This is a genomic window from Candidatus Allofournierella excrementavium (genome assembly GCF_048526665.1).
Lineage (GTDB): Bacteria > Bacillota > Clostridia > Oscillospirales > Ruminococcaceae > Allofournierella_A > Allofournierella_A excrementavium.
This window is the reverse complement of record NZ_DBGFPE010000035.1, coordinates 21,749-46,739: the sequence shown is the minus strand read 5'-3', so window position 1 is coordinate 46,739 and position 24,991 is coordinate 21,749. Positions and strand designations below refer to the sequence as shown.

At 66.6% G+C, this 24,991-nt stretch carries 22 protein-coding genes; 13 read left to right on the top strand and 9 right to left on the bottom strand.

Translation table 11 applies throughout. The features are described 5' to 3' along the window. Positions 1-17 precede the first annotated feature (17 nt). Positions 18-2,060: an ATP-dependent DNA helicase RecG gene (gene recG, locus ACMI1Q_RS08485; protein ID WP_419503463.1), complete on the bottom strand. Its 2,043-nt coding sequence runs from the start codon at positions 2,058-2,060 to the stop codon at positions 18-20. Positions 2,061-2,209: 149 nt separating this feature from the next. On the opposite strand from recG, the gene ACMI1Q_RS08480 reads away from it, so the two are divergent. The 4 genes from ACMI1Q_RS08480 (at position 2,210) to ACMI1Q_RS08465 (ending at position 6,461) form a co-directional block, all read left to right on the top strand. Then, the gene (locus tag ACMI1Q_RS08480) at positions 2,210-3,955 is read left to right on the top strand and encodes an RNA polymerase sigma factor (RefSeq protein ID WP_419503462.1); all 1,746 of its coding nucleotides are present in this window, start codon (positions 2,210-2,212) and stop codon (positions 3,953-3,955) included. A 134-nt stretch (positions 3,956-4,089) separates the two neighbouring features. Beyond that, the gene (locus ACMI1Q_RS08475; protein ID WP_419503461.1) at positions 4,090-5,223 is read left to right on the top strand and encodes a hypothetical protein; all 1,134 of its coding nucleotides are present in this window, start codon (positions 4,090-4,092) and stop codon (positions 5,221-5,223) included. A 22-nt stretch (positions 5,224-5,245) separates the two neighbouring features. After that, positions 5,246-5,791, top strand: a complete 546-nt coding sequence (locus ACMI1Q_RS08470) for a hypothetical protein (RefSeq protein ID WP_419503460.1) — start codon at positions 5,246-5,248, stop codon at positions 5,789-5,791. 148 nt (positions 5,792-5,939) lie between these two features. Continuing rightward, a complete protein-coding gene (locus ACMI1Q_RS08465) occupies positions 5,940-6,461 on the top strand; it encodes an RNA polymerase sigma factor (protein ID WP_419503459.1) in 522 nt (173 codons plus the stop codon). Between the two features lie 58 nt (positions 6,462-6,519). Here the strand turns inward: ACMI1Q_RS08465 and ACMI1Q_RS08460 are convergent, their stop codons facing one another. The 3 genes from ACMI1Q_RS08460 to ACMI1Q_RS08450 are packed head-to-tail and all read right to left on the bottom strand — an operon-like array spanning position 6,520 to position 10,194. Beyond that, the gene (locus tag ACMI1Q_RS08460; RefSeq protein ID WP_419503458.1) at positions 6,520-8,208 is read right to left on the bottom strand and encodes a DAK2 domain-containing protein; all 1,689 of its coding nucleotides are present in this window, start codon (positions 8,206-8,208) and stop codon (positions 6,520-6,522) included. A 58-nt stretch (positions 8,209-8,266) separates the two neighbouring features. After that, complete coding sequence (locus ACMI1Q_RS08455; RefSeq protein ID WP_177521775.1) at positions 8,267-8,620, bottom strand: Asp23/Gls24 family envelope stress response protein; 354 nt, start codon at positions 8,618-8,620, stop codon at positions 8,267-8,269. Between the two features lie 20 nt (positions 8,621-8,640). After that, positions 8,641-10,194 carry an ABC transporter substrate-binding protein gene (locus tag ACMI1Q_RS08450; RefSeq protein ID WP_419503457.1) on the bottom strand — a complete coding sequence of 518 codons (1,554 nt, stop codon included), beginning with the start codon at positions 10,192-10,194 and terminating at the stop codon, positions 8,641-8,643. Positions 10,195-10,416: 222 nt separating this feature from the next. Here ACMI1Q_RS08450 and ACMI1Q_RS08445 point away from each other — a divergent pair, with 222 nt between their 5' ends. Together ACMI1Q_RS08445 and ACMI1Q_RS08440 are read left to right on the top strand one after the other, a co-directional pair. Then, positions 10,417-10,869 carry a CBS domain-containing protein gene (locus tag ACMI1Q_RS08445; protein WP_330057064.1) on the top strand — a complete coding sequence of 151 codons (453 nt, stop codon included), beginning with the start codon at positions 10,417-10,419 and terminating at the stop codon, positions 10,867-10,869. Positions 10,870-10,875: 6 nt separating this feature from the next. Then, a complete protein-coding gene (locus ACMI1Q_RS08440) occupies positions 10,876-11,388 on the top strand; it encodes a flavin reductase family protein (RefSeq protein WP_419503456.1) in 513 nt (170 codons plus the stop codon). Positions 11,389-11,707: 319 nt separating this feature from the next. Here ACMI1Q_RS08440 and ACMI1Q_RS08435 read toward each other — a convergent pair whose 3' ends face one another. From ACMI1Q_RS08435 to ACMI1Q_RS08420, 4 genes are all read right to left on the bottom strand, one after another. Further along, a complete protein-coding gene (locus tag ACMI1Q_RS08435; RefSeq protein WP_419503455.1) occupies positions 11,708-12,979 on the bottom strand; it encodes an ABC transporter permease in 1,272 nt (423 codons plus the stop codon). Further along, positions 12,976-13,689 (bottom strand): ABC transporter ATP-binding protein, encoded by a 714-nt coding sequence (locus ACMI1Q_RS08430; RefSeq protein ID WP_419503454.1) that lies wholly within the window; start codon positions 13,687-13,689, stop codon positions 12,976-12,978. Before ACMI1Q_RS08430 ends, ACMI1Q_RS08435 begins: the two co-directional genes overlap by 4 nt. Then, on the bottom strand, positions 13,686-14,852 hold the full coding sequence (locus tag ACMI1Q_RS08425) for an efflux RND transporter periplasmic adaptor subunit (protein WP_419503453.1): 1,167 nt from the start codon (positions 14,850-14,852) through the stop codon (positions 13,686-13,688). Before ACMI1Q_RS08425 ends, ACMI1Q_RS08430 begins: the two co-directional genes overlap by 4 nt. A 254-nt stretch (positions 14,853-15,106) precedes the next feature. After that, complete coding sequence (locus ACMI1Q_RS08420) at positions 15,107-15,985, bottom strand: L,D-transpeptidase (protein ID WP_419503452.1); 879 nt, start codon at positions 15,983-15,985, stop codon at positions 15,107-15,109. A 315-nt stretch (positions 15,986-16,300) separates the two neighbouring features. On the opposite strand from ACMI1Q_RS08420, the gene ACMI1Q_RS08415 reads away from it, so the two are divergent. The 6 genes from ACMI1Q_RS08415 to ACMI1Q_RS08390 are packed head-to-tail and all read left to right on the top strand — an operon-like array spanning position 16,301 to position 21,245. After that, positions 16,301-17,473, top strand: coding sequence for a dihydroorotase (locus ACMI1Q_RS08415; protein ID WP_419503540.1), 1,173 nt, complete (start codon positions 16,301-16,303; stop codon positions 17,471-17,473). Between the two features lie 59 nt (positions 17,474-17,532). Further along, the gene (pyrF, locus tag ACMI1Q_RS08410) at positions 17,533-18,402 is read left to right on the top strand and encodes an orotidine-5'-phosphate decarboxylase (protein WP_330056291.1); all 870 of its coding nucleotides are present in this window, start codon (positions 17,533-17,535) and stop codon (positions 18,400-18,402) included. Beyond that, positions 18,383-19,153, top strand: coding sequence for a dihydroorotate dehydrogenase electron transfer subunit (locus tag ACMI1Q_RS08405; RefSeq protein ID WP_419503451.1), 771 nt, complete (start codon positions 18,383-18,385; stop codon positions 19,151-19,153). Before pyrF ends, ACMI1Q_RS08405 begins: the two co-directional genes overlap by 20 nt. Next, the gene (locus tag ACMI1Q_RS08400; protein WP_177522053.1) at positions 19,150-20,058 is read left to right on the top strand and encodes a dihydroorotate dehydrogenase; all 909 of its coding nucleotides are present in this window, start codon (positions 19,150-19,152) and stop codon (positions 20,056-20,058) included. Before ACMI1Q_RS08405 ends, ACMI1Q_RS08400 begins: the two co-directional genes overlap by 4 nt. Before the next feature lie 33 nt (positions 20,059-20,091). Beyond that, positions 20,092-20,685: an orotate phosphoribosyltransferase gene (gene pyrE / locus ACMI1Q_RS08395; RefSeq protein ID WP_419503450.1), complete on the top strand. Its 594-nt coding sequence runs from the start codon at positions 20,092-20,094 to the stop codon at positions 20,683-20,685. Next, on the top strand, positions 20,682-21,245 hold the full coding sequence (locus tag ACMI1Q_RS08390; protein WP_419503449.1) for a DUF5662 family protein: 564 nt from the start codon (positions 20,682-20,684) through the stop codon (positions 21,243-21,245). Before pyrE ends, ACMI1Q_RS08390 begins: the two co-directional genes overlap by 4 nt. A 129-nt stretch (positions 21,246-21,374) precedes the next feature. Here the strand turns inward: ACMI1Q_RS08390 and ACMI1Q_RS08385 are convergent, their stop codons facing one another. Then, a complete protein-coding gene (locus ACMI1Q_RS08385) occupies positions 21,375-23,327 on the bottom strand; it encodes a M20/M25/M40 family metallo-hydrolase (RefSeq protein ID WP_419503448.1) in 1,953 nt (650 codons plus the stop codon). A gap of 248 nt (positions 23,328-23,575) precedes the next feature. Between ACMI1Q_RS08385 and ACMI1Q_RS08380 the strand changes: the two genes are divergently transcribed. After that, positions 23,576-24,946, top strand: a complete 1,371-nt coding sequence (locus ACMI1Q_RS08380) for an MATE family efflux transporter (RefSeq protein ID WP_419503447.1) — start codon at positions 23,576-23,578, stop codon at positions 24,944-24,946. Positions 24,947-24,991 lie beyond the last annotated feature (45 nt).

The window sequence follows — 24,991 nt, the reverse complement described above, 5'->3', positions numbered from 1 at the left end:
GTGGAAAACAAGAGCGCTCAGTTGAAGGTGGTGCGCCCGAAGAGGCGCTGCACCTGCCCCGCCAGCGCCCGGTGCTCCGGGGCGGTGAGGGCGGGGTCCGCCTCCAGCAGTTCGGCGGCGCTGGCGTGGGCCGCCGCCAGGGTGCGGGTGTCGGTGGTCAGGCTGGCCAGCTGCAAGGTGGGCAGGCCGTGCTGCCGGTCCCCGAAAAAGTCGCCGGGGCCCCGGTGCTCCAGGTCGTATTTGGCGATGGCGAAGCCGTCCTGGGTGGAGCAGAGAAAGCGCAGCCGGTCCCGCACGGCCTCGCTGCCGTGGTCGCTCACCAGGATGCAGAAGCTCTCCGCCGCCCCCCGGCCCACCCGGCCCCGCAGCTGGTGCAGGGCCGACAGGCCGTAGCGCTCGGCGTTTTCAATCACCATCACGGTGGCGTTGGGCACGTCCACCCCCACCTCGATGACGGTGGTGGAGACAAGGGCGTCCAGCCTGCCGGCCTTGAAGTCCTCCATCACGGCGGCCTTTTCCTTCGCCTTCAGCCGCCCGTGCATCAGCCCCACCCGCCGGCCCGGCAGCAGGGCCTTGGCCACCTCGGTGTAATAGGTGGTCACCGCCGCCAGCTCCCCGGCGTTTTCCGCGTCGCTCTCCTCCACCAGCGGGCAGACGATGTACACCTGCCGCCCGGCGGCAATTTGTTTTTCCAAAAAGCCGTACATGGCCCTGCGCTTTTCGCCGCCCACGGCGTAGGTCTTCACGGCCTTGCGCCCGGGGGGCAGCTCGTCCAGCACCGAGATGTCCAGATCGCCGTAGACAAGCAGCGCCAGGGTGCGGGGGATGGGGGTGGCGCTCATCACCAGCACGTGGGGCTGGGCGGCCTTGCCCGCCAGCAGGCCCCGCTGGCGCACGCCGAAGCGGTGCTGTTCGTCCACCACCGCAAGGCCCAGCGCCTTGAACTGCACTCCCTCGCCGATGACCGCGTGGGTGCCCACCACCAGGTCGGCCTCCCCGGCGGCGATGGCCGCCAGCGCCGTGCGCCTTGCCGCCGCCTTCATGCCGCCGGTGAGCAGCGCCACCCGCACCCCGAAGGGGCCGAGCAGCCGGTCCAGGGTGTCGGCGTGCTGGGCGGCCAGAATCTCGGTGGGGGCCATCAGGGCGCTCTGCCAGCCGTTTTTGTAGGCGGTGTACACCGCCGCCGCCGCCACCAGCGTCTTGCCGCTGCCCACGTCCCCCTGCAAAAGCCGGTTCATGGGGGCGGTCTTTGTCATGTCGCCGCAGATCTCCCCCGCCGCCCGCCGCTGGGCCCCGGTGGGGGCAAAGGGCAGGCTGGCCCAGAAGGGGGCGAGGTCGGCAGGCTTCATCACCGCGCTGGCCTTCGCCGCGCCCCGGCTGCGCAGAAGCCCCAGGCCCAATTGCAGGGTGAACAGCTCGTCGAACACCAGCCGCCGCCGGGCCGCCTGGGCGGCGGCCATGGAAGCGGGGCGGTGGATGTCCCGCACGGCCTGCCAGCGCCCCGGCAGCTTGAACCGGGTCAGAAAGTCCGGCGGCAGGAACTCCTCCAGCGGCTGGGCTTCCTCCAGCGCCCGGGCCACGCAGCGGGCGATCTGCCCGCTGCCAAGGCCCTCCGTCTGGGGATACACCGCCGCCAGCGGCGTTTTTTCCACCTGGGCGGGGGTGCGCACCGTGGGGTTCGCCATCTCCCGCCGCGTCAGGGTGCCCCGCACCCGGCCCTCGAAAAAGTATTCCTCCCCCACCCGCAGGCTGTCCGCCGCGAAGTGGGTGTTGAACCAGGTCAGGGTCAGCGCGGCGCTGTCGTCCCCCGCCAGCACCTGCACCATGGTGCGCCCGCCGGGCAGGCGCACCGCGCCCCGCTTGGAATACACCGCCGCCTTCACCACCGTGTCGGCGTCGAAGGGGGCGGCGGCCACCGGGGCGGGGTCGGAATAGTCCACATACCGCCGGGGATAAAGCCCCAGCAGGTCCTCCACCGTGGCTACCCCCAGCCTTGCGAACTTCTCGGCGGTCTTGGGGCCCACGCCCTTCAGGTACTGCACCGGTGTGTCCGCCCGCATGGCCCATGGCCCCCTTTCCCGTCCATTTTTTTCATTATAGCATAAATCCCTGGCCGCAGGGGGTCGAAAAAATCTCGCCCGGCCTGTTCCGGTGCGGCGGCATATGCTATAATTCTTTCATAAGCGGAACAAAAGGGGGCGGCGACGGGATGAGCGCGGACGAACGGCTGCTGGAATTGCTGGAACAGGACCCGGAGGCGGGCCTTGCCGCCCTGATGGAGCGGTACGGCGGGGCGGTGCGCGCCGCGGCGGCCCGCCGCCTCTCCAACGAAGAGGATGTGCGGGAGTGCGTCAACGACGTGTTCGCCCAGGCTTACTTTCAGCGCGCCCGGTTCGACCCCGCCAAAGGCTCGCTGAAAAACTGGCTGTGCACCCTGGCGACCCGCCGGGCCATTGACCGGGCGCGGGCCGGGGCACGCCGGGCCGCCGACCCCCTGCCCGAGGCCCTGCCCGCCGCCGGGGCCCCCGACCCGGACGCGCGGCTGGACGTGCAGAACGCCCTGGCCCGCCTGCCAAAGGAAGAGGCGGCCCTTCTGCGCATGCGGGCCGCGGGGCTCACGGTGCGCCAGATCGCCCGGGCGCTGGACGAGCCCTATGAAACGGTGAAAAAGCGCCAGCAGCGCAGCCTTGCCAAGCTGCGCAAACTGCTGCTCACCGGCCTGGTGCTGGCCCTGGCGGCCCTGCTGGCGGCCTGCGGCTACCTGCTGCTGCGCTACTTCGGGGTGCTGCCCGGCTACGGCGTGAACACCCGGGCCGACGCGCCCTTCCACACCCTGGCCGCCCCCGCCGAAGGGGCGGACCGGACGGTCTCCCTTCGGATAGAGGACGCGCTCTGGTGGCAGGACGGCCTTGTGCTGAACGTGCGGCTGGAAAAGGGTCCCGACGCGGCGGACCGGGTGGTCACCCTGCCCGACGGCGGCGAGTACACCATCCTCTGGCAGACCGATCTTTTGGGGGAGCTCACCCTGCGCTGGGGCGAACAGGAGGAGATGTATGGCACGGTCGTCACCGACGCGGCCCGCTCCACCAAAGACTGCCTGGCGATGGAGCTGGTGTTCACCGGCCTGCCCGCGCCGGAACTGGGGAGCGAGCCGACGGAGGCTGTGCTGAACTGCGGCGGATTGGAGGTCCCCTTCACCCTTGCCGCCGCCGGGGAGACATCGCCGGAAGAATACGCCTACGCCCTGGGCGAGCTGGGCGGGGTGCTGGCCATCCCGACCCGAAGCGGGCAGGGGGCCGCGGTGGAACTTTACCCCCTGAACGGCGAGGCCTTCTCGGTGGAGCCCTGGATGGTCCTCAGCTCCTTTATGGACCCGGCCCCCGGCGCGGTCACCCTCACCGGGGCGGACGGCACGGTGCACGAGGGCACGCCGGCGGGCTTCAACCCCTACGGCACCTCCCTCTATTCCCGCTGGGAGTTCGGCAGCCTGCCCGCCGGGGAGTACACCCTCTCGCTGCCTTATCTGCTGGTGAGCGCGCCGCTGCCCGAAACGTTCGTCCTGCCCCTGCCGGAGGGGGACGGCCTTGTGCTGGAAGCGCCCGGCGGCAGCCTCACCGCCCATGTGAGCCGCCAGCCGGGCCGCCTGGCCGCCGCTGAGCCGGAGCCGGGGGCGGAGGCTTTCTACATCACCTTTGACGCGGCCCCCCGGCGGGAGGACCTGGCCCTGGCGGGCGTCTGGCTGGAGGCCGGGACCGACGGCCTGCCCGAACCCACCGCGAACGGCCCGTGGTCCAGCTGCGTCACCCTGCCGGACGAAAGCGGGGCCTGGGCGGGGCTGGGGCTGCAGGTCTCCCCCGACGCCGTGAAACAGGGCTGCCGCCTCGCGCCCGGCATGCAGGGCCGCATCACCTGGAAGTGGGCCTGGCCGGTGGAACTGACCGTGCATCTGCCCTGAGCCGCATCGGCTGCCGCCCTCCGCGCATTTTTGCGCGGAGGGCGGCTTTTTTTGTCCCCTTTTGCGCCGCGCGGGCGAATTATTTAAAAAGCAAAACGCTTTGCGCTTTGGAAAACAACAGGAGGAGAGATATCATGCTGTTTGGCAAAAAGGAAAAAATGCCCCCGGAACAGCGCCGGGAGATGGTGCAGGCCATTGAAAAGCTCATCGACGCGGGCAAAAGCGAAGAGGCGTTCCGGCTGACGAAGACGCTGGAAAAAGAGGACGCCGACGCGGCGGGGCTGGCCATGGCCTATTTCTACTTCATGGGCGAGAACGTGCGGGAGGACTACAACGCCGCCGCCCGCAGCGCCCAGCGCTACCTGCGCATCGAGCCGGAGGACGCCCTTGCCTGGAACCGGCTGGGCAGCGCCTATATGCTGCTGGGCAATTATGACCAGGCCGCCCCGGCTTTGGAAAAGGGGTACCAGCTGGGCAACATCGAGGCCGGCACCCTGCTGGCCAACGTCTGCAAGATCCAGGCCGACAGGCTGCGGGGCGACGCCGCCGGCACCCTCAACGCCCGTTCCTTCGGGCGGGCCAACGGCCAGGCCATGACCCTCTACACCAAGGTCATCCTGCTGGGCGAGGCCATCGGCGCGGCCCACCCGGGCATGATGAACGACGCCGACTGGCAGGGCTATGGCCGCGCCTTCGACATGATGTACGCCCTGGCGCTGGGCGGCGAGACCAGGAGCTTCCGAGTCAGCGGCAACGCCTTTTCCACCTATGCCTCTGTGGCCAAGGCCTTCGAGGCGGGCCGGGACGACAGGGCCGGCCAGGGGGTGTGGCTGGCGGCGGCCGTGCGGGACTGCGCCCTGATGGAGGCCGCGGGCTACAAGGCCATGGCGGAGTACTTCCGGGCCGCGCTGTGCCTTGACGCGGTGGATTTTTCCAAATCCGGCAAAATGCTGGCCGGCGCCAAGTGGCATCTGGACAGGGCCGCCGAGCTGAACGGCACCCTCACCGCCGAGCAGAAAGCGGAGTACCCCAACGATTTTGCCGATTACCGCCAGCAGTATCAGCAGTACCTCCGCCGCTACGGCAAGGCCATGGAGGCCCAGCTGAAGGCGGGCCAGCTGCCGGACCTGGCCGGAGAGTATCCCGCCGGCGCCGCCCCCGCGCCCCAGAGCTGCGCCCTCTTTATGAAGGACGTCGAGGCGCTGCAGAGCGGCGCCCCGATGCCCGGCGCGCCCAAAAAGAAGGGCTTTTTCGGCCTGTTCGGCTGAAGAAAAGGGGGTCCGGGTACATATGGTCTCTCTCATCGTTCCCTATTTCCTCACCTTTTTGGGCCTGATGGTGGATTCCGCCCACGACTTCCCCGCCTTTGCAGTGGTGTTCACGGCGGCGGGCGTTCTCTGGACGGCGGGCCGGGGCCTGGCCAAAGAGAGCGGCGGAAAAGCAATCGCCCTCATGGTGGCCGGCCACGGGGTGATCTGGCTGCTGTTCAAATTCAAGCCCGAGATGCTGGGCGCGGCCATCGGCATCGCCATCGGCCTGGCGTTCGCGGTGCCGGTGGCGCTGATCGGCTGGAGCGTCGTCATCCGGCCGCTGTTCTTCGGCGGCTCCTCTGCGCCCGCCTTCCGGGGCGGGGCGGAGGATGCGGCCCCGGGGGGCCGCGGCACGCTGCCCAACATCATCTACGACGATTCCAACGCCCGCTGGCAGCTGCGCCGCCGCAACGGCGACGGCAGCGCCGTCTATTACAGCGACGACGGGCGGGAGGTGCTCATCCACCTGAACTACGTCAGCGGCACCACCGCCAACACCGGCGAGGGGACCTTCCACTGGTATTGAAACAACGCGGGCCCGGCCTTTTGAAAAAGACCGGGCCTTCGTTTTTTGATCAAAAAACGGACAAAAAAGGAAAATTTTGTCCCCATCCGCACCTTTTCGGCGAATCCAGTTATAAAGCGGCCTGCTGTGGGCTGAAAGGGGTGCGCGGATGAGGGACGAGGAATTGCTGGAGCTGTTCCGCGCCGACCCGGAAAACGGGGCGGCGGCGCTGGTGGAGCAGTACCGCTATCTTTTGTGGGGCGTGTGCTCCCGCCGCCTGCAGGACCCGGAAGACGCCTGGGAGTGCGTTTATGAGGCGCTGGCCGATTTCTGCCTGCAATGGAAGCGGTTTTCCCCCGAGAGGGGCAGCGTGAAAAGCTATCTTGCCGCCATCGCCGACCGCCGCGCCCTGGACCTTTACCGCAAAAACCAAAGCTGGGAGCGGGCCCGTCAGGCGGCGGCGCGCAGCGGCGGCGCGGCGGAGCGGGAGGGCGAGGCCCCGCTGGAGGACTGGCTGCTGGGCGAGCTGGCGGAAAAAGAGCGCGTCATCGTCTGGCTGCGCTGTGTGCGCCGCATGAGCTACGCCGAGATCGCCCGCGCCCTGCGCCTGCCCTATGAGCAGACCCGCAAGTGCGGCTACCGGGGGCTGAAAAAACTGCGCGGCCGGCTGGAGCGCATTGCCAAGGAATAACAAAACAAAAGGGCGGCAGGCACATTCCGTGCCTGCCGCCTTTGGCTGTTTTATGGGCTTATTCCACGCCGATCATGTAGTAGTAGACCGGCTGGCCGCCGTTGATGAGGGTGACTTCCACATTGTCGCCCACCTTGGCCTGCACCAGCTCGCAGGTGCGCTGGGCCTCTTCCTCGCTCACATCGCAGCCGCTGATGAGGGTGATGAAGCTGGTGTCCTTCTTCACCATGCTGCGGGCCAGACGGTAGGTCATTTTGGCGATGTCGGTGCCGATGTTCACGATCTTGCCGTTCTCCATGGCCATGATGTCGCCCTTCTTGATCTTGTGGCCGTCAAAGTCGCTGTTGCGGGCGGCGAAGGTCACAAGGCCGGTGCTCACACGGCCGGCGGCCTCCATCATGGCGATGGAGTTGGCGTCGGCGTCGGCGTCCGGGTCGAAGCTGAGCATGGCGGTGATGCCCTGGGGGATGGTGCGGGTGGGCAGCACCACCACCTTGCGGTCGGCGATCTTCTGGGCCTGCTCGGCGGCCATGATGATGTTCTTGTTGTTGGGCAGCACGAACACGGTGCCGGCGGGCACGCTCTGCACCGCGGCCAGGATGTCCTCGGTGGCGGGGTTCATGGTCTGGCCGCCGCTGACAACGGCGTCCACGCCCAGGTCCGCGAACACGGAGGCCAGACCCTCGCCGGCGGCCACGGCCACAAAGCCGAAGGTGCGCTCGGGGTCCACCGCGGCATAGGGGAAGGCGGCGGCAGGGGCCTCCTCGGCGGCCTTCTGCTTCTCCAGGCCCTTGCCCTGCTTCTGGCGGGCCAGGAACTGCTCGTGCATGTTCTCGATCTTGAAGCCGGTGAGGTAGCCGTAGCGGATGGCCTCGGACAGGATCTTGCCCGGGTCGGCGGTGTGCACGTGGCAGTTGGCCACGTCGTCGTCCTCGATGACCACCACGCTGTCGCCGTTGGACTCCAGGAAGGCCCGCAGCTTTGCGATGCTGGCGCCCTCGTCCTTGTTCACCAAAAACTGGGTGCAGTAGCCGTTCTTGATGTCCTCCACCTTCATCAGGTCGTCGGTGAACACGCCCTTGCCCGCGCCGGAGGTGGACAGCTTTGCCTTGTTCTGGGCCGCTTCCTCGCACTGCACGGGCTTGCCGCCCTCGAACACGATCTGCATGCCCTCAAAAATGACCATCAGGCCCTGGCCGCCCGCGTCCACCACGCCGGCCTTTTTCAGAACCGGCAGCTGGTTGGGGGTGTTCTCCAGCGCGCGCTGGCCGGCGCTCATCACCAGTTTCCACAGCTCCACCACGTCGGCGATGCCGCTGGCGGCAGCCTCTTCGCTGGCGATGCGGGCCACCGTGAGCATGGTGCCCTCGGTGGGCTTCATCACGGCCTTGTAGGCGGCCTCCACGCCTTTCTGCAGGGCGGCCACCACGTCGGCGGCGTCGGCGGTCTTCTTGCCGTCCAGCGCTTTGGAGAAGCCCCGGAACAACAGGCTGGTGATAACGCCGGAGTTGCCCCGGGCGCCCCGCAGCATCGCGCCGGCGGCGGCCTTGGCGGCCTCGCCCACGGTGCAGTCGTCGCTCATGGCTTCCAGCTCGGGGCGGGCCGCGCCCACGGTCATGCTCATGTTGGTGCCGGTGTCGCCGTCCGGCACGGGGAAGACGTTCAGTTCGTCCACCCGGGAGCGCTGGTTGGAAATGTTGTTGGCGCCGGAAAGAATGGCGTCACGCAGGATACGACCAGTAATCATACAGTACACCTCAACATCAAAGTTATGGGTCCGCCTTCACGGGCGGCGGGAAGGGCCGTCAGTCGGCCACGATGTCGTCAACAGAGACCTCGATGCGCTCCACCTTCAGGCCGGTGGCGTTCTCCACCTCGTGCTTGACCTTGTGGGTGATGCTCTGCACGATGGTGGCGATGTTCAGCCCGTAACCCACCTTGATGTGCAGCTCGATGGTGAGCTTGCCGTCGCTCTGGGTCACCCGCACGCCCTTCTCGGGGAAATCGCTGCCGAAGAACAGGCTTTTGAAGTCGTCGTGGGCGCCGCCGGTGGCCATGCCGGCCACGCCGTAGCAGCTGCGGGCCGCAAGGCTGACCAGTTCGGCGAAGTAGTCGGCGTTCATGCTGATGGTGCCCAGCGGATTTTGCAAGGTGATCATACAAACAACCTCCTGTTCGGTTAAGAGTCTTCGGAGGCAAACCGAAGCTGCCCCAACGAATAGAACACATTGCTGATGGAGGACGTGAGTCCGTCGATGCTGCGGGTGTGCACCACGGTGCCGTTGCGCCACAGAAGAGGCACAAAGGGCATCTCGGCGGCAAAGGCCGCCTCGTAGGCGCCCGCGGCGCTCATGTTGCCGCGGAAGGCGTTGTAGGCCGCGGTGAGCGTTTCGCTCTGCACGATGCCGGCGCTGGCGCCGCCGCCCTCCATAAACGGGCTCATATCCATATTATTATACAACTTGACCTCGCCGATGTACAGGTCAAAATCGCCCAAAAGCACTTTTTCGCGGAAAACTTCAAAATCATCCGCCTGTTCCAGCGTCACCGCAACGCCCACCGCCTCCAGCTGGTCCGCCAGCAGGCTGGCGGCATAGCGCTTGTAGGTGTTGCCGCTGTAGACCAAAAGGCGCACCGTCAGCTTCTGGCCGTCGGCGGTGTAGAAGAAGCCGTCCATGGCGTTTTCGGTGTAGCCCAGCGCCGCCAGCGACGCGCGGGCCGAATCCTCGTCCAGCTGGGCCTCCGGCAGGATGACCTGCTGGGCCAGCACGCAGGGGTAGAAGCTGTTGATGGCCCCGGTGGCGGGATAGGCCCGGGAGTAGTAGCCCTTTTCCGCCAGGATGCGCCGGTCGATGATCTGGCTCAGCAGCCCGCGCCCGGCGGCGGTGCCCAGAAGGGGCGCGAGCATGGTGTTGTCCTGGGCCGCGGCGGCGTTCACCCCCAGGAAGATGAGGTTGTTGGTGCGGTAGTAGCTCAGGGAGCTGGCAACGCCGGAGGGCGAATCGTTCAGCTCGCTGGTCTGGTAGAGGTTCAGCGTGCCCACCGTGAGGCCCGAGACCATCTCGTTGTAGCTGCTCACCTCGGCAAGGCCGATCTCCTCGGGCTGGCCGTCCTCGGCAAAGAGGCAGCGGGTGTTTTCCACCAGCGCGCCCTCGCTGTAAATGTAGCGGCCGCTGGAGGTGGGGTTCGCGGAGGCGACCTCCGAGGCCTTCAGCACCGGGATGTCGCACAGATAGCTGAACAGCGAGTCCGGCTGGGCCAGGGTCAACACCACGGCCCCGTCGCTCACTTCCACCTTGGTCACGTTGGCCAGCTGGCCGCTGTAAAGGGGGCTGGTGCGGGCGGCCTCGATGCTGGCGGCGGCGTCCTCGGCGGTGACGGGGGTGCCGTCGGCAAAGGTGGCGCCGCCCCGGATGTGGATGACCGCCTGCAGGTCCAGCACGTCGATGCTGCTGGCCAGCCGGTAGACGATGGACATGTCCGGCCCGATCTCCACCAGCTTTTCAAACAGAAGCCCCGCGTTCTGGCGCACCAGGGTGGAGCCGGTGAGGAAGGGGTTGAACCCGTCGCCGGGGGTGTAGCCCAGCACCAGCTTATCCGAGTTGGCGGCAGCGGCGGGCGTGGGGGTGGGGCTGGGCGCGGGGGCGGAGTCGGCCTCGGGCTGCGCGCCGCACCCGGTCAGGAAAAGGCAGGCCGCCAGCGCCAGCGCGGCGGCTCGTTTTGCAAAGGGCAAAATGCGGCCTCCTTTCAGGTCACAGAATGGGATAGTCGTGTTCTATTCTACCATAGAAACGGATATTTTAAAAGGGGAACGGCCCGTTTCGCGCCGCACCGGGCGAAAAATTCTCCCCCCGGGTTTAACAAGTTCTTCACACTCGCCGGGCCCGGGCGTGGTATAATAAAGGTAACAAAAGAATGACGAAGCGCTCCGCGCTTCAGAAAAGAGGTCTTGCGCGTGAACATCCTGTTTTTCCTCACACCCAAACAGGACGTGGCTTTTTTGTACGACGATTTTACACTGCGGCAGGCTCTGGAAAAAATGGAGTATCACCGCTATTCCTCCATCCCCATGCTCAACCGCAAGGGGGAGTATGTGGGCACCATGACCGAGGGCGACCTGCTGTGGGCCATCAAGAATCAGGGCATCCGCATCGAGAACGCGGAGGAGATCCCCATCAAGGCCATCCCCCGCAAGCGGGACTATCTGCCCGTGACGGTGAACACCCAGATGGACGAACTGGTGGCCGCCGCCATGAACCAGAACTTTGTGCCCGTGCTGGACGACAAGCGCAGCTTCATCGGCATCGTCAAGCGGGGCGCCATCATCCAGTATTGCTATGACCGGTACCGGGGCGGCGGCAAGGGCCGTCCGGTGCCCCACAAGATACAGACAGAAAGCAGAGTGTGATGAGAGATGTCCTTTGAAAAGATCGAGCTTTGTGACCTGCACGCTGAGCCCTTTGCCATGATCGGCCGCCAGTGGATGCTGGTGAGCGCCGAAAAAGAGGGCCGGGTGAACACCATGACCGCCAGCTGGGGCGGCATGGGGGTGATGTGGGGGAAGGACGTGGCCTTCGTGTTCCTGCGGCCCCAGCGCTTCACCAAGGAATTCGTGGACGCCGCCGGCCGCTTCACCCTCAGCTTCTACGGCGAGGAGCACCGGGCGGACCTGGCCTATCTGGGCCGGGTGAGCGGCCGGGACGAGGACAAGATCGCGAAGGTGGGCTTTGAGGTGTGCGACTTCGACGGCGCGCCCGCCTTCACCCAGGCCGAGACGGTGCTGGTGTGCCGCACCCTCTACACGCAGCAGCTGGACCCGGCGGGCTTTGCCCCCGGCTGCGACGCCGACGAGCGCTGGTACCCCGAAAAGGACTATCACACCATGTATGTGGCGGAGATCGAAGCGGTCTATCAAAAGACCGAGTGAGCCGCCTAAACCAAAACAGTAGGGCCGCCCCCGGAAAACCCGGGGGCGGCCCTCTTTCCGTTCGGCGGAAAATTTTTCCGCCGGCGTTCAAAATCCCGATTATCGTACCTATATTCGCCTATACTGATAGCATCGGGCGGGGGAAAAGCCCCCCGCGAAACGCAGGAACGCAGAAAGGCGGGCATGAAAAATGGAGTACGAGATTCGCTATGTGGGCAGCCACGTGGAAGTTTACACCCTCAGCGGCAGCTTTTTGTTCAGCGCCGACACCGCCCGCGAGGCGATGGAGGAGATGGCGGGCTGACGGCCTCCGGCCCGCTCATTCGTAGCGCAGCGCCTCGATGGGGTCCAGTTTGGCGGCCTTGTTGGCGGGGTAATAGCCGAAGAACACGCCGATGCCCATGGAGAAGCCCACCGCCACCAGCACCGTGCCCAGGTCCGCCCGGGCGGGCGCGCCGATGAGGGAAGCCCCCAGGCTGCCCAGGCCAAAGCCCACCAGGATGCCCAGCGCGCCGCCCACCAGACAGATGACCACCGACTCCACGATGAACTGGGTGCGGATGGCCCCGTTGGAAGCGCCCAGGGCCTTGCGGATGCCGATCTCCCGGGTGCGCTCGGTGATGCTCACAAGCATGATGTTCATCACGCCGATGCCGCCCACCAGCAGGCTGATGCCCGCGATCACCCCGATGGCCAGGGAGATGGTGCCCAGCACGCTGGTGATGGAGCTCATCTCGTTCTGCAGGTTGTACACGGTGACCTGGAACTGCTCGTTGTTTTTGTAAAAGCGCTCCTCAAAAAACTGCTCGCTGCGCGTCTGAAAAGCGTCCGCGTCCACGCCGGCGGCGGGCGCCACCTCGCACCCGAAATAGCCGCCGGAGGCGATGCCCTCCATCTCGTGCACCGTGGCGAGGGGCAGATACAGGTCGGTGGTGGTGTTTTTGTTCACTGTGCCGCCGCCCAGCAGCGGGCCCATGGTCTGGTAGACGTAAACGCCCGCGATGGAGAACTCGTTCACCCCGCCGTCGGGGCCCGTCACCTCGATGGTCTGGCCCAGAGCGGCCTGCGCGTCGCCGCCGAACAGGTTCTCCACCAGCAGGTCGCTCACCAGCGCCACCTGCCGCGCGCCCTCCTGGTCCGCTTCGTTCAGGGCCCGGCCCGCCGCCAGCTCGCACTTGCCCGCGTCGAAGTAGCCCTGGTTCACGCCGGTGATGTTCACCTTCGCGGTGTTTGCCCCCTGCTGGATCCGGCCCGCGCCCCAGCTCTCGGTGAGCACCACGGCTTTGATCTGCCGGGCAAAGCGCTCCCGATACGCCTGCAGCATCTCATCGCTGAGCAGGTCGCTTTCCATGTAACCGTAGTTGCCGATGTAGTCGCCGTTTTCGTCCGGGCGGGGGTCCACGCTCAGCTGCAGGTTGTTCCCGCCCATGGCCACAAGGCTCTCGCTCACCGAGCTGGTGAGGGAGTTGCCCACGGTGACGATGGCGATGACCGAGCCGATGCCGATGATGATGCCCAGCATGGTGAGCAGCGTCCGCATCTTGTTGCTGCGCAGCCCGCCCAGGGCCAGCTTGATGTTTTCCCAGATCACAGCGCCCCGCCCCCTTTCGCTTCGCCGGTGATGCGCCCGTCCCGGATGGTGATGATGCGCCCGCACTCGGCGGCCAGCTCCCGGGAGTGGGTGATGAGCAGGATGGTCTTGCCCTGCTCTTTGTGCAGCTTGTGGAACAGGTCCATCACCACCCGGCCGGTGGCGGAATCCAGCGCGCCGGTGGGCTCGTCCGCCAGCAGCACCGCCGGGTCGTTGGCCATTGCCCGGGCAATGGCCACCCGCTGCTTCTGCCCGCCGGAAAGCTCGTTGGGCTGGTGGTCCATCCGCTTTTCCATGCCCACCAGTTCCAGCAGTTCCTTGGCCCGGGCGGTGCGCTTTGCCGCGCCCACCCCGTTGTACAGCATGGGCAGCTCCACGTTTTTCAGCGCGCTGGTGCGGCCGATGAGGTTGAAGGTCTGGAACACGAACCCGATCTTGCGGCAGCGCAGGGCGGAGAGCTCGCCGTCCTTCGCGGCGGTCATGTCGATGCCGTCCAGCAGGTAGCTGCCCTGGGTGGGTTTGTCCAGCGCGCCCACGATGTTCATCAGGGTGGACTTGCCGCTGCCGGACTCGCCCACGATCGCCACGAACTCGCCCTCGTTCACGTCCAGGTCGATGCCGTGCAGGATCTCCAGCTCGTTGGGCTGGCCGATGTAGAATCTCTTCACGATGCCCCTCAGCCGGATGATGGGCTGCTTTTCACCGCTCATTGCATCGCCTCCGGGTCGGCCAGGCTGCGCAGCTCCATGCCCTCGGTCAGGCCCTCGCCGCTCACCTCCACCGACAGGTCGGTCTCCATGCCGGTGGTCACCGGCACGGGGACAAAGGTCACATTGCCCTCCCCGTCGGTGGTTTTCTGGTAGACCACCGGCGCGCCGTTTTCATCCACGCCCACCGCATCCAGCGGCACGCTGAACACGCCCTTCTTCTCTTCCAGCAGCACCTTGGCCTTGGCGGTCATGCCCAGCCGCAGCGCCCCGGTGGCGTCGTCCACCGAGACCTTCACCTCATAGCAGGCCTCGCCGTTTTCGTTCACGGTGGCCTTGGGGGCGATCCAGGCGACGGCGCCGTGGAACACATCCTTCGCGCCGGAGGTGAGGGTCACGCTCTGGCCCACCGCCAGCTGGTTGATGTCGTATTCCCGCACGGTGAGCAGCGCCTCCAGCGCGCTCTGGTCCTCGATGGTGGCGATGGCCCCCGCCGCGCCGCCCGCCACGGCCTTCACCTGGGTGACGGTGCCGGAGCAGGGGGCGGTGACGGTGCACTGTTTTTTGGCGTTTTGCAGGGTTTTGAGCTGCTGCGCCGCCGCGCTGGGGGCGTCCGCCGCCGTCACCGCGTTCACCAGCACATCCTGGGCGTCCTCGATGGCCAGACTGTCCTGCCGGAGCTTTGCGTCCCGCTCGGCCTGGTCCCAGTCGGCGGTGGCCTCTTCGTCGATGGCCTTCTGGTTGCGCGCGTCCTCAAGGCGGCGCTGGGCCTGGGAAACGCTCAGCTCGTTCTGGCGCTGTTCCGCGGCCACCGCCTCCTGCTGGACCTTGATCTGGGCGTCCAGGTCGGTGGTGTCCAGCGTGGCGAGCACATCGCCCTCGGCCACCACGTCACCCTCGCTCACCAGCACCTCGGCCACCGGGTAGGTCTGGGCTGCGGCCACCTCGGTCACCCGGGCGGACTGGATGCTCCCGCTCACGCTCAAAGTCCGGCTCAGGTCCCCCTTTTCCAGCGTGAAGGTCTGCACCTGCTGGGCCGCCGCCTTTTGCGCGGCCTGGGCCGCGCGGCTCATCCGCACCCAGCCGAACGCGCCCGCCGCCGCCAGCACCGCCAGCGCGACCAGCGCCTTTTTATGCCGGCCTAAAAATGATATGATCCTGCTCATCCCTCATCGACTCCTCTTCATTTCTCAAAACGCCGGGCAGAAAAACAGCCGCCCGTTTCTTCTTGTTCGTCGCCAGCGGGCAAACCGTTCACTGTTTTCGCCGGGCGTTTTCTGTTTCTGAACAAAAAGACGAGCCGCGGCCGGCGCTTTCTTCAAGGGAAGACGGATTTTTTTGCAAAAAAGCAGGGCCCGGTCTTTCCGGGCCCTGCGGGCTGTTTGGTTTTGTGCGGGGCGGCGGTCCTTCGCTGCCGTGCTTACCCCCGTGTGCCCTCGATGGAGCTGTCATGGCTCCAGCCCTGCAGGTCGGTGGGGGTCAGGTTCTGGGTGAAGGCCTCGCTGTTCTTAAAGGCCTCCCAGTCAGTGGCCGCCGCCCGGCTGCGGATGGCGGTGCCGTCCAGATAGCTGTCGTCCCAGGGGTTGGCCGGGTCGGGGTCGGTGGGGTCCCAGCCGCGAAGCGTCTCGTCCGCCGGGTCGATGTACAGCGTCTCCGGCTTGCCCATGGGGCCGGGGTTCTCCGCGTCGTCATAGATGACCACCGGCGTGCCGATGGGGCAGTTTTCGTAGATCCAGCGCACGTCCACCACCGCCAGCCGGATGCACCCCAGCGAGGCGGGGGTGCCCAGCTGGTTGAACTGGTCGTACTCCAGATCGTCCTTGTGCTGGGTGTAGTAGGGCACGCTGTGGAAGAGATAGGGCCCGTCGATGCGGGTGGCGTACTGGCCGTAGCAGGGGCCGGAGAGCAGCCGCCAGTCGTAGTTCACCGGGGTGGAAAAGCTGCCGGTGGGCGTGTCCTCGCCGCCGCTGCACACCATGGCCATGTAGGGCGCCGAGTAGCTGCCCGCGCCGTCGTCGGCATACACCGTCACGCAGCTGGCCGCCCGGTTCACGCAGATGAGGTAGGGAAAGCCCTCCTGCACCGCGAAGGAGAAGTTTTCAAAGCCCGGCTGGGAGGGCAGCCATTCCCGAAAAGCCGCGGCGGCCTCGGCCCAGGCGGCCTCCGGGTCCGGCGTGGCGGTGGGTTCGGGCACGGCGGTGGGCGCGGGCGTTGCGGCGGGCAGGGAGGGCGCCGCCGGCTGGCCGGCGCACCCCGCCAGCATCAAAAGGCAGGCAAACAGCAAAAGCAGTCGTTTCATCGCAAAAAAGCTCCTCTCCGCGCCCGGGGGCCCCGGGCGCTGTTCACAGTGTAGCGCAAAGCGCCGCCCGGCGCAAGGGGCGGCGGGCAAGCTTGACGCACAGTAAAAAGTATGCTATTATTAGACGATTTAACACGCAGGGAAAGGGGCCGGCACGCAATGACCCACCGATTTGCACAGCATTGGGTTTTTGATTTGCGGGCCCGTGTTTTTTCTGCGTTTTTTCTTTGACTTTTCCTTTTCGGGGGAAAAGTTTTTTTTTACCCAAAAACCCGGCCCCTGCGGCCGCGGGATATGGAAAGGAGCGAACCGCGCATGCTGCTGAAAAACGCCCGCCTTGCCTCGGGCCAGCCGGTGGACCTGCTGCTGAAGGACGGCCTCATCGCCGCCATGGGCCTGGACCTCGCCGCCGACGGCGAAGAGGTGCTGGACTGCGCCGGCCGCACGGTGCTGCCCGCCTTCGTGGACCTGCACTGCCACTGGCGCACCCCCGGCTTTGAGTACAAGGAGGACATCGCCACCGGCTCCGCCGCCGCCGCGGCGGGGGGCTACACCTTCGTGAACCTGATGCCCAACACAAAGCCCGTCTGCTCCTCGGCGGACATCGCCCACAGCGTGATGGCCGAGGCCGAGCGCATCGGCCTGTGCGCCGCGAACCAGACGGTGAGCATCACCCAGAACTTCGACGGCCACACCCTGGACCACCTCAAGACCCTGCCGGAGGACCTGAAGTTCATCACCGAGGACGGCAAGGGCGTGCAGTCCGGCAACGTGATGGCCAAAGCCTTCGCCATCGCCGCCCAGCGGGGCCTCACCATTATGAGCCACGCCGAGGACATGGACATCTCCCCCTGGGACTACCGGCTGGCGGAGAACATCGAGACGGTGCGCAACCTGCACCTGAGCGAATACTACGGCACGCGGCTGCACATGTGCCACGTGAGCACCAAAGAGGCGGTGGAGGCCATCGGCGCGGCCAAGTGGAAGGGCGTGCCGGTCACCTGCGAGGTCACCCCCCACCACCTGTGGTTCGCGGACACCGACTACCGGGTGAACCCGCCCATCCGCAAGGCCGAGGACGTGGACGCCCTCATCGAGGCCATCCGCCTCGGCGTGGTGGACGCCATCGCCACCGACCACGCCCCCCACACCGACGAGGAAAAGGCCGCCGGGGCCGCGGGCATGGTGGGCCTGGAGACCGCCTTCGGCGTGTGCTACACCAAACTGTGCAGGGAAAAGGGCCTGCCCCTGGCCCGGCTGGCGGAGCTGATGAGCACCGCCCCCGCCGAGATCCTGGGCCTTGCCGGCCACGGCCGGGTGCTGCCCGGCTATGCGGCGGACCTGGCCCTGGTGGAGCTGGACACCCCCTACACCGTGGACAAAAACGCCCTCCACTCCAAGAGCCACAACTGCCCCTACGACGGCGCGCAGCTCTTCGGCCGGGTGGACCTGACCATCAAAGGCGGCAAAGTCACCTGGAAACGGTGAATACAAAGCGTTATATTCAATTCACATAATACAATTATTAAAAGGAGCGGAACATTATGATGACCAACATGGACAAGCTGTACGAGGCAGTGGCCGCCCGCGGCCCGGTGTGCGTGGGCCTGGACACCGACTTTTCCTACCTGCCGGAGGGCTTTGCCAAGGCGGAGCTGACCGCCGGCGAGAACATCGTGCGGTTCAACAAGGCCGTTGTGGACGCCACCAAGGACGTGGCGGGCTGCTTCAAGGTGCAGATCGCCTACTATGAGAGCTTAGGGCTGGACGGCATCCGCGCCTACAAGGAGACCCTGGACTACGTGAAGGCCGCCGGCATGCCGGTCATCGCGGACATCAAGCGGGGCGACATCGCCAAGACCGCCGAGATGTACGCCAAGGCCCACTTCGAGGGCGACTTTGAGGCCGACTTCATCACCCTGGCCCCCTACATGGGTCTGGATTCCATCCGCCCCTACCTGCCCTACGTCACCGGCGCGGGCAAGGGCCTGTTCGTGCTGGTGCGCACCTCCAACCCCGGCGCGAAGGACTTTGAGTACGAGAAGCTGGCCGACGGCCGCCACGTCTACGACATGGTGGGCGACAAGCTCCACGAGCTGGGCGGCGAGTGCATGGGCGAGAAGGGCTACTCCAGCCTGGGCCTCGTCATCGGCGGCACCCACATCGAGGAGGCCGCGGAGATCCGCGCCCGCTATGAGGACAGCTTCTTCCTCATCCCCGGCTACGGCGCCCAGGGCGGCACCGCCGACGACATCGCCCGCTATCTGGACAAGCACAGCAACGGCGGCGTGGTGAACTCCAGCCGCGCGGTGCTGCTGGCCTACAAGAAGCAGCCCGGCGTGGCCTTCGACGAGGCGGCCCGCAACGAGTGCATCAAGATGAAGGAGGCCATTGCCCATGCCTGCAACAGCCTGTGAGGTGAAGGTGCTGGCGCATACCACCGTTGCGCCGAACATCCGCCTTCTGGCGGTGGCGTGGCCCCGGGCGGACAAAGCCCCCCACGCCGGGCAGTTCTTCATGCTGCGCTGCTGGCCGGACACGGCGGCTCCCCTTTTGAGCCGCCCCATCAGCGTCCACAGCTGGGACGCGGCCACCGGCACGCTGGAATTCCTCTACGAGGTGCGGGGCCAGGGCACCCGCCTGCTGGCGGCTCTGCTGCCCGGCGACACCCTGCTGCTCACCGGCCCCTCCGGCAACGGCTTTGACGCGGCCGCCGCCGCGTCCGCCGGAAAGGTGGCGGTGGTGGGCGGCGGCATCGGCACCGCGCCCCTCTACCAGCTGGTGAAGGAGCTGGCCGCCGCGGGCAAAAAGCCGGACCTTTACACCGGCTTCCGGGACGAGCCCTACGGCCTGGAGCGCTTTACGCCCCTCTGCGGCCGGGTGCATGTTGCCACCGACAGCGGCAAGGTGGGCTACCACGGCCTGGTCACCGGCATCCTCCACCCGGAGGAGTACGACCTGGTGCTCTGCTGCGGCCCCGAACCCATGATGAAGGCGGTGGCCGCCAAGTGCGAGGCGGCGGGCGTGAAGTGCCTTGTCAGCCTTGAAAAGAAGATGGCCTGCGGCGTGGGCGCCTGCCTCGGCTGCACCTGCCACACCACGGAAGGGGCCAGGAGCGTGTGCAAGCACGGCCCTGTGTTCGATTCGAAGGAGGTGTTCGGCCAGTGAGCGACCTGCATGTGGATTTTCTGGGCAAGCGGCTGGCCGGGCCGGTCATCCCGGCCTCCGGCACCTTCGGCTTCGGCGAGGAATACGCCGACATGTACGATCTGAGCGTTCTGGGCGGCATCTGCTCCAAAGGCCTCACCCTGAACGGCAAGTACGGCAACGAGGGCGAGCGCCTCTATGAGACCCCGGCGGGCCTCATCAACTCCATCGGCCTGCAGAACCCCGGCGTGCGCCACTTCATCGCGGAAGAGCTGCCCCGGATGCTGACCCTGGGCACCGCGGTGTTCGCGAACCTGGGCGGCAGCTGCATCGAGGACTACGAGGAAGGCGCGCAGCTGCTCAGCGAGACCGCCGTGGACTTCATCGAGCTGAACATCAGCTGCCCCAACGTCAAGCAGGGCGGCATCGCCTACGGCATCCGGCCGGACAGCGCCAAAGAGGTGGTCAGCCGGGTGAAGGCGGTGTGCAAAAAGCCCTTGGTGGTGAAACTCAGCCCCCAGGCGGAGGACATCGCCCGCATGGCCGAAGCCTGCGTGGAGGCCGGCGCGGACGCGCTGAGCCTTGTGAACACCTTCCAGGCCTGCGCCATCGACATCGAGCGCCGCAAGCCGGTGTTCAACAATCTCTTCGCCGGCCTCAGCGGCCCCGCCGTCAAACCCATCGCCCTGCGCATGGTGTGGCAGGCGGTGGGCGCGGTGGATGTGCCGGTCATCGGTCTGGGCGGCATCACCACCGGCGCGGACGCGCTGGAATTCATCATGGCCGGCGCCGCCGCCGTGCAGGTGGGCACCGCCAACTTCATGGACCCCCGGGCCGGCGGGCGCATCACCGCCGAGATCGGCCAGTGGATGGACCGCCACGGGGTGAAAAACCTGGACGAGATCCGCGGCTGTGCCCGCGGCTGAAACCTGAAAACAAAACAAAGGAGAACGACAACCATGAGCAACGCAGTGGAAATTCTGAAAGAGTGCGAGGCCTTTCTGGAAGGCCATTTCCTGCTGAGCAGCGGCCGCCATTCCAGCGCCTACTGCCAGATGGCCTACCTGCAGCAGTACCCCGACAAGTGCGCCGCGGTGATGGCTCCCGTGGCGGAAAAGCTGAAGGAGCTGAACGTGGACGTGGTGGTGGGCCCCGCCATGGGCGGCATCGTCTACGCCTACGAGCTGGGCCGCCAGCTGGGCAAGCGGGCCATCTTCACCGAGCGGGTGGACAACGTGATGACCCTGAAGCGCTTTTCCATCAAACCCGGCGAGCGCTGCATCATCGCCGAGGACGTGGTGACCACCGGCGTCTCCAGCCTGGAGACCAAGCGGGTCATCGAAGAGGCCGGCGGCGTGTGCCTGGGCATCGCCTGCGTGGTGGACCGCACCAAGGCGGACGCGCCCAGCCCCATCCCCATCGTGGCCAGCGCCGCCAAGCTGGACCTGCCCAACTATCTGCCTGAGGAGTGCCCCATCTGCGCCGAGGGCAAGCTGCCCCTGGTGCATCTGGGCAGCCGCAAGATGAAAGAGCAGGCCAAGCAGACCCTGTGAGGGACGAAGCGAAGCGGCGGGGCCCCCTTGGCAGGTTCTGGGGGCACCTGACCACCATCACCTATCACAAGTGGCTGGTGTTCTGTTACTGCCGGCGGCTGGGCCTTGTGCGCCAGGGCCTCTGCCATGACCTCTCCAAATACAGCCCGGCGGAGTTCTGGGTGGGCGTGAAGTACTTCCAGGGCGACCGCAGCCCCAACGACGCCCAGCGCAAAGCCGAGGGCTGCAGCACCGCCTGGCTGCACCACAAGGGCCGCAACCGCCACCATCTGGAATACTGGATCGACTACGACCCGGCGGGCACCGGCAGACTCATCGGCAACGAGATGCCGGTGAAGTGCGTGGCGGAGATGCTCTGCGACCGGCTGGCCGCCAGCCGGGTGTATCTGAAGGAGGACTACACCGCCGCCTCCGCCTGGGAGTATTACCAGCGCGGGCGGGACCACTATATCCTCCATCCGAACACCCGCGCCCTGCTGGAAAAGATGCTGCTTTTGGTGCGGGACGAAGGCGAGGACAAAGCCCTTGCCATCATCCGCCGGGAGATACTGCACCGCTGATTTTTGAGGGCGGAAACGCTGCCCGCCACAGGGCATACGGTTCAAAACAAAAAGGCCCGGGACCCCGTTGAGCGGTCAACGCTCGTTGGGGTCCCGGGTCTTGTTTTGTCGGTTTGACAGCCGCCGCGCTCAGACGGTGGCCGGTTCCGCAGCTTCGGCCTGCGCGGCCGGGGCCTCGGCGGGGCTTGTCCCCTCGGCGGGGGCAGGCTCGGCGGGCGCTTCAGCAGCCGCTTTCGGCGCGGCCTTCTTCGCGGCGGGCTTGCGGGCCGCGGGCTTTTTGGCAGCCGGCTTTTTCGCCGGGGCGGCTTCGCCGCCTTCGCCGGCCTCACTGCCCTCCTCCGCCTTCTTGGGGGCGGCCTTCTTCGCGGCGGGCTTTCTGGCCGCCGGCTTTTTGGCAGCCGGTTTCCTGGCCGGGGCGGCCTCGCCCTCTGCGGGGGCCGCCTCGCTCACCGCGGGGGCGGCGGCATTTTCCGCCGGTGCGGCGGAGGCTTCGGGGGCGGTGACAGGAGCCTCGGGAGCGGCTTCAGGCGCGGCCGGGGCCTCGGGCTCGCTCACCGGCGCGGCTTTCTTGGCGGCGCGGCGGGCGGCGGGCTTTTTGGCCTCGGGGCGGCGGCCCTCCTCCAGGGTGCAGTAGCTCTCCAGCAGCTGCTTGTAGAAGTCCACTGCCGGGGGCAGAGCCAGCACCGACAGGTTCTCCGCCGCGGCGTGGATGCTGGCGTGCTGCTGGTGGTTGATCTCCAGCGGGGCAAAGCGCAGGGCGTTGTCGGTGACTTCCTTATAGAAGCGGGCGTCGGTGCCGCCGGTCATGATGTAGGGGCAGACGTCGTAGCCGGGGTAGACCTTGGCCATCGTCTTTTCCAGCAGCTTGAAGGGGGCGGCGTGATAGTCCGCCACGGGGGGCACCGCGTCCTGATAGATGACCTCCGCCTCCACGCCGTACTTCTTCGCCAGCTTCGCCAGAATGGCGATGCTCTCGTCGGTGGGCTGGTGGGGGATGCAGCGCATGTTGGCGGTGACATAGGCCTCCTGGGGCAGCACGTTCAGCCCGTCGGAGCCCTTGGCGGTGGTGAAGGCGCAGGTGGTGCGCATCATCGCGCCCGCCATGTGGTTCACCCGGGGCAGCACAAAGCACAAAAGCGGCTCAAACAGCCACAGGTTGCCCAGCACCAGCCGCATGCCGAACTTCATGTTGGGGGCCATGCGGCGGAACATCTCCCGCAGGGTGGGCGAAAAACGGGCCCGGAAGGGATAGTGCTTTTCCACCCGGCACATCAGTTTGGCAAGCCGCACCAGGGCGGTGTTGCGGCCCGGGGCGCTGGCGTGGCCGCCGTCGTCCTTGGCAACCAGCTTCACGTCGGCGTAGCCCTTTTCCACCACGCCCACCATGCCGTAGCGCCCGCGCACCCCGGCCATGGGGCCTTCCATGATCATGCCGCCCTCGTCCAGCAGAAGGCCGAGGTGCACGCCGTGCTCTTTCAGCCATGCGGCGGTGGCGGGGGCGCCGTCGCCGCTCCACTCCTCGGTGCAGCTGGAGGCGATGTACACGTCGCACTCCGGCTTCCAGCCGCTGGCCAGCAGCTCTTCCACCGACTGCATGATGCAGAACAGGCTGCCCTTGGTGTCCACCGTGCCGCGGCCCCACACCGCGCCGTCGGCAATGTCGCCGGAGAAGGGCTCGTGGGGCCATTCGCCCTCGGCGGCCACCACGTCCTGGTGGCTCATCAGCAGGATGGGCGGCTTCTGGCCGGGGGCGGTGCCGGTGATCTTGTAAAGCAGGCTTCCGTCCAGTTCAATGATCTCGGCGGTGCGGTGCAGCTTGGGGAAGGTGCGCCGCAGCACCTTGTGGAAGGCGGCGAACTTGCGCCGGTCCGTCTGCCCCCGGAAGGACACCGTCTCGCAGCGCACAAGGTCCGCAAGGCCCTCGGCGTATTTCTGCGCCCGGGCCATGTCCGCCTCGGGGAACTGCGCCTTCACCGCGCCGGTGGGTTTCATCCGCGCCGCGCGCACCGCTGCCGCGGCGATGAGCGCCAGCACCAGCAGCACCAGGGCGCAAAGGCCCCACAGCAACCACACAAAACTCATAATGAAATGCCTCCTCAGAAGGGCGCGCAAAAGCGGGCCGCGCCCCGTGATGTCCATACATATTCAGTATAACATAACAAAGAGCGCCGGGCCACCCCCTTTGCCCGCCGTCACAAAATTTTCTCGCAGGGCCCGCGCCCCTATTGACAAACGCGGGCGGCTGAAGTATCGTGATAGTGCAGTGGAGACCTTTCGTGCGCCGGATGCGCCAAAGGCCGCCGCTTTTCTTGATTTTGGAGGGTGTGGGAATGAACAACAACATCACCGGAGGGGTCATCTGGAAGCAGCTTCTGCTGTTCTTCTTCCCCATCTGGTTCGGAACATTTTTCCAGCAGCTCTACAACACCGCCGACGCGGTGATCGTGGGCAACTTTGTGGGCAAGGGAGCCCTGGCGGCGGTGGGCACCACGGCGGTGGTGCAGAACCTGCTGGTGGGCTTCTTTGTGGGCGTGGCCAGCGGCGCTTCGGTGGTCATCAGCCAGTACTACGGCGCGCGCCAGGGCGCGCAGGTGCAGCGGGCGGTGCACACCGCCATGGCCATGGCTCTGCTGGGCGGCGTGGGCATCATGCTCATCGGCCTTGCCGCCAGCCGCTGGGCCCTTTCCATCATGAACACCCCGGCGGACGTGATGGAGGACGCGGTGCTCTATCTGCGCATCTGCTTTCTGGGCATGGTGCCCAGCCTCATTTATAATATGGGCACCGGCATCCTGCGGGCGGTGGGCGACTCCAAGCGCCCGCTCTACTTCCTCATCTGCGCCAGCCTGACCAACATCGTGCTGGACATGGTGCTGGTGGCCATTCTGGGCATGGGCGTGGCCGGCGCGGCGCTGGCCACCGTGGCCAGCCAGTGCGTGTCGGCGGGCATGACGGTGATGAGCCTCACCCACACCACCGCCTGCTACCGCTTTGTGCCCGCCTATCTGCAGCTGGACAAGGAAATGGTGGAAAAGATCGTGCGCATCGGCCTGCCCGCGGGGCTGCAGTCGGTGATGTATTCTCTTTCCAACAGCGTGGTGCAGACCTCCATCAACAGCTTCGGCACCGACGTGGTGGCCGCCTACACCGCCTACGGCAAGATCGACAGCATCTTCTGGATGACCATGAACTCCTTCGGTTTGTCCATCACCACCTTCGTGGGCCAGAACTTCGGCGCGGGCCAGTACGACCGGGTGAAGAAGGGGGTGCGCCAGTGCGCCCTGATGGCCTTTGTGGCCACCGGCCTTCTGATGGCCGTCACCCTGGCCTTCGGCAGCGCTTTGTTCCGCCTCTTCGTGCAGGACGCGCTGGTCATCCGGCAGGGCGTGGAGATCCTGCACTACGTGGTGCCCTTCTGGCCCACCTACGTGCTCATCGAGATCCTCAGCGGCTCGGTGCGCGGCGCGGGCGACTCGCTCATCCCCATGATCATGACCAGCATCGGCGTGTGCGTCACCCGCATCCTCTGGGTGCTCACCGTGGTGGCCACCGTCTGGCACACCCTCATCGGCGCGCTGGCCTGCTACCCCATCAGCTGGTCCCTCACCAGCCTGTTCTTCCTGGCCTACTACCTCCAGGGCGGCTGGCTGCGCCGGCGCATCCGCGTCCGGGAGGCGGCCCAGACCGAACAGCCCGCCTGAAAAACGAAAAAGCGCGGCGCGTCCCCGAAAAGCGGGCCCGCCGCG

Bases quoted from the DNA above. Each gene is read 5' to 3' on its own strand.
- ACMI1Q_RS08440 (WP_419503456.1), top strand. From the start codon at position 10,876: ATGTCCTTTGAAAAGATCGAGCTTTGTGACCTGCACGCTGAGCCCTTT.
- ACMI1Q_RS08415 (WP_419503540.1), top strand. From the start codon at position 16,301: ATGCTGCTGAAAAACGCCCGCCTTGCCTCGGGCCAGCCGGTGGACCTG.
- ACMI1Q_RS08420 (WP_419503452.1), bottom strand. From the start codon at position 15,985: ATGAAACGACTGCTTTTGCTGTTTGCCTGCCTTTTGATGCTGGCGGGG.
- ACMI1Q_RS08460 (WP_419503458.1), bottom strand. From the start codon at position 8,208: ATGATTACTGGTCGTATCCTGCGTGACGCCATTCTTTCCGGCGCCAAC.
- ACMI1Q_RS08425 (WP_419503453.1), bottom strand. From the start codon at position 14,852: ATGAGCAGGATCATATCATTTTTAGGCCGGCATAAAAAGGCGCTGGTC.
- ACMI1Q_RS08405 (WP_419503451.1), top strand. From the start codon at position 18,383: ATGCCTGCAACAGCCTGTGAGGTGAAGGTGCTGGCGCATACCACCGTT.
- ACMI1Q_RS08385 (WP_419503448.1), bottom strand. From the start codon at position 23,327: ATGAGTTTTGTGTGGTTGCTGTGGGGCCTTTGCGCCCTGGTGCTGCTG.
- recG (WP_419503463.1), bottom strand. From the start codon at position 2,060: ATGCGGGCGGACACACCGGTGCAGTACCTGAAGGGCGTGGGCCCCAAG.
- ACMI1Q_RS08380 (WP_419503447.1), top strand. From the start codon at position 23,576: ATGAACAACAACATCACCGGAGGGGTCATCTGGAAGCAGCTTCTGCTG.
- ACMI1Q_RS08480 (WP_419503462.1), top strand. From the start codon at position 2,210: ATGAGCGCGGACGAACGGCTGCTGGAATTGCTGGAACAGGACCCGGAG.
- ACMI1Q_RS08470 (WP_419503460.1), top strand. From the start codon at position 5,246: ATGGTCTCTCTCATCGTTCCCTATTTCCTCACCTTTTTGGGCCTGATG.
- ACMI1Q_RS08475 (WP_419503461.1), top strand. From the start codon at position 4,090: ATGCTGTTTGGCAAAAAGGAAAAAATGCCCCCGGAACAGCGCCGGGAG.
- ACMI1Q_RS08430 (WP_419503454.1), bottom strand. From the start codon at position 13,689: ATGAGCGGTGAAAAGCAGCCCATCATCCGGCTGAGGGGCATCGTGAAG.
- ACMI1Q_RS08455 (WP_177521775.1), bottom strand. From the start codon at position 8,620: ATGATCACCTTGCAAAATCCGCTGGGCACCATCAGCATGAACGCCGAC.
- pyrE (WP_419503450.1), top strand. From the start codon at position 20,092: ATGAGCAACGCAGTGGAAATTCTGAAAGAGTGCGAGGCCTTTCTGGAA.
- ACMI1Q_RS08465 (WP_419503459.1), top strand. From the start codon at position 5,940: ATGAGGGACGAGGAATTGCTGGAGCTGTTCCGCGCCGACCCGGAAAAC.
- pyrF (WP_330056291.1), top strand. From the start codon at position 17,533: ATGACCAACATGGACAAGCTGTACGAGGCAGTGGCCGCCCGCGGCCCG.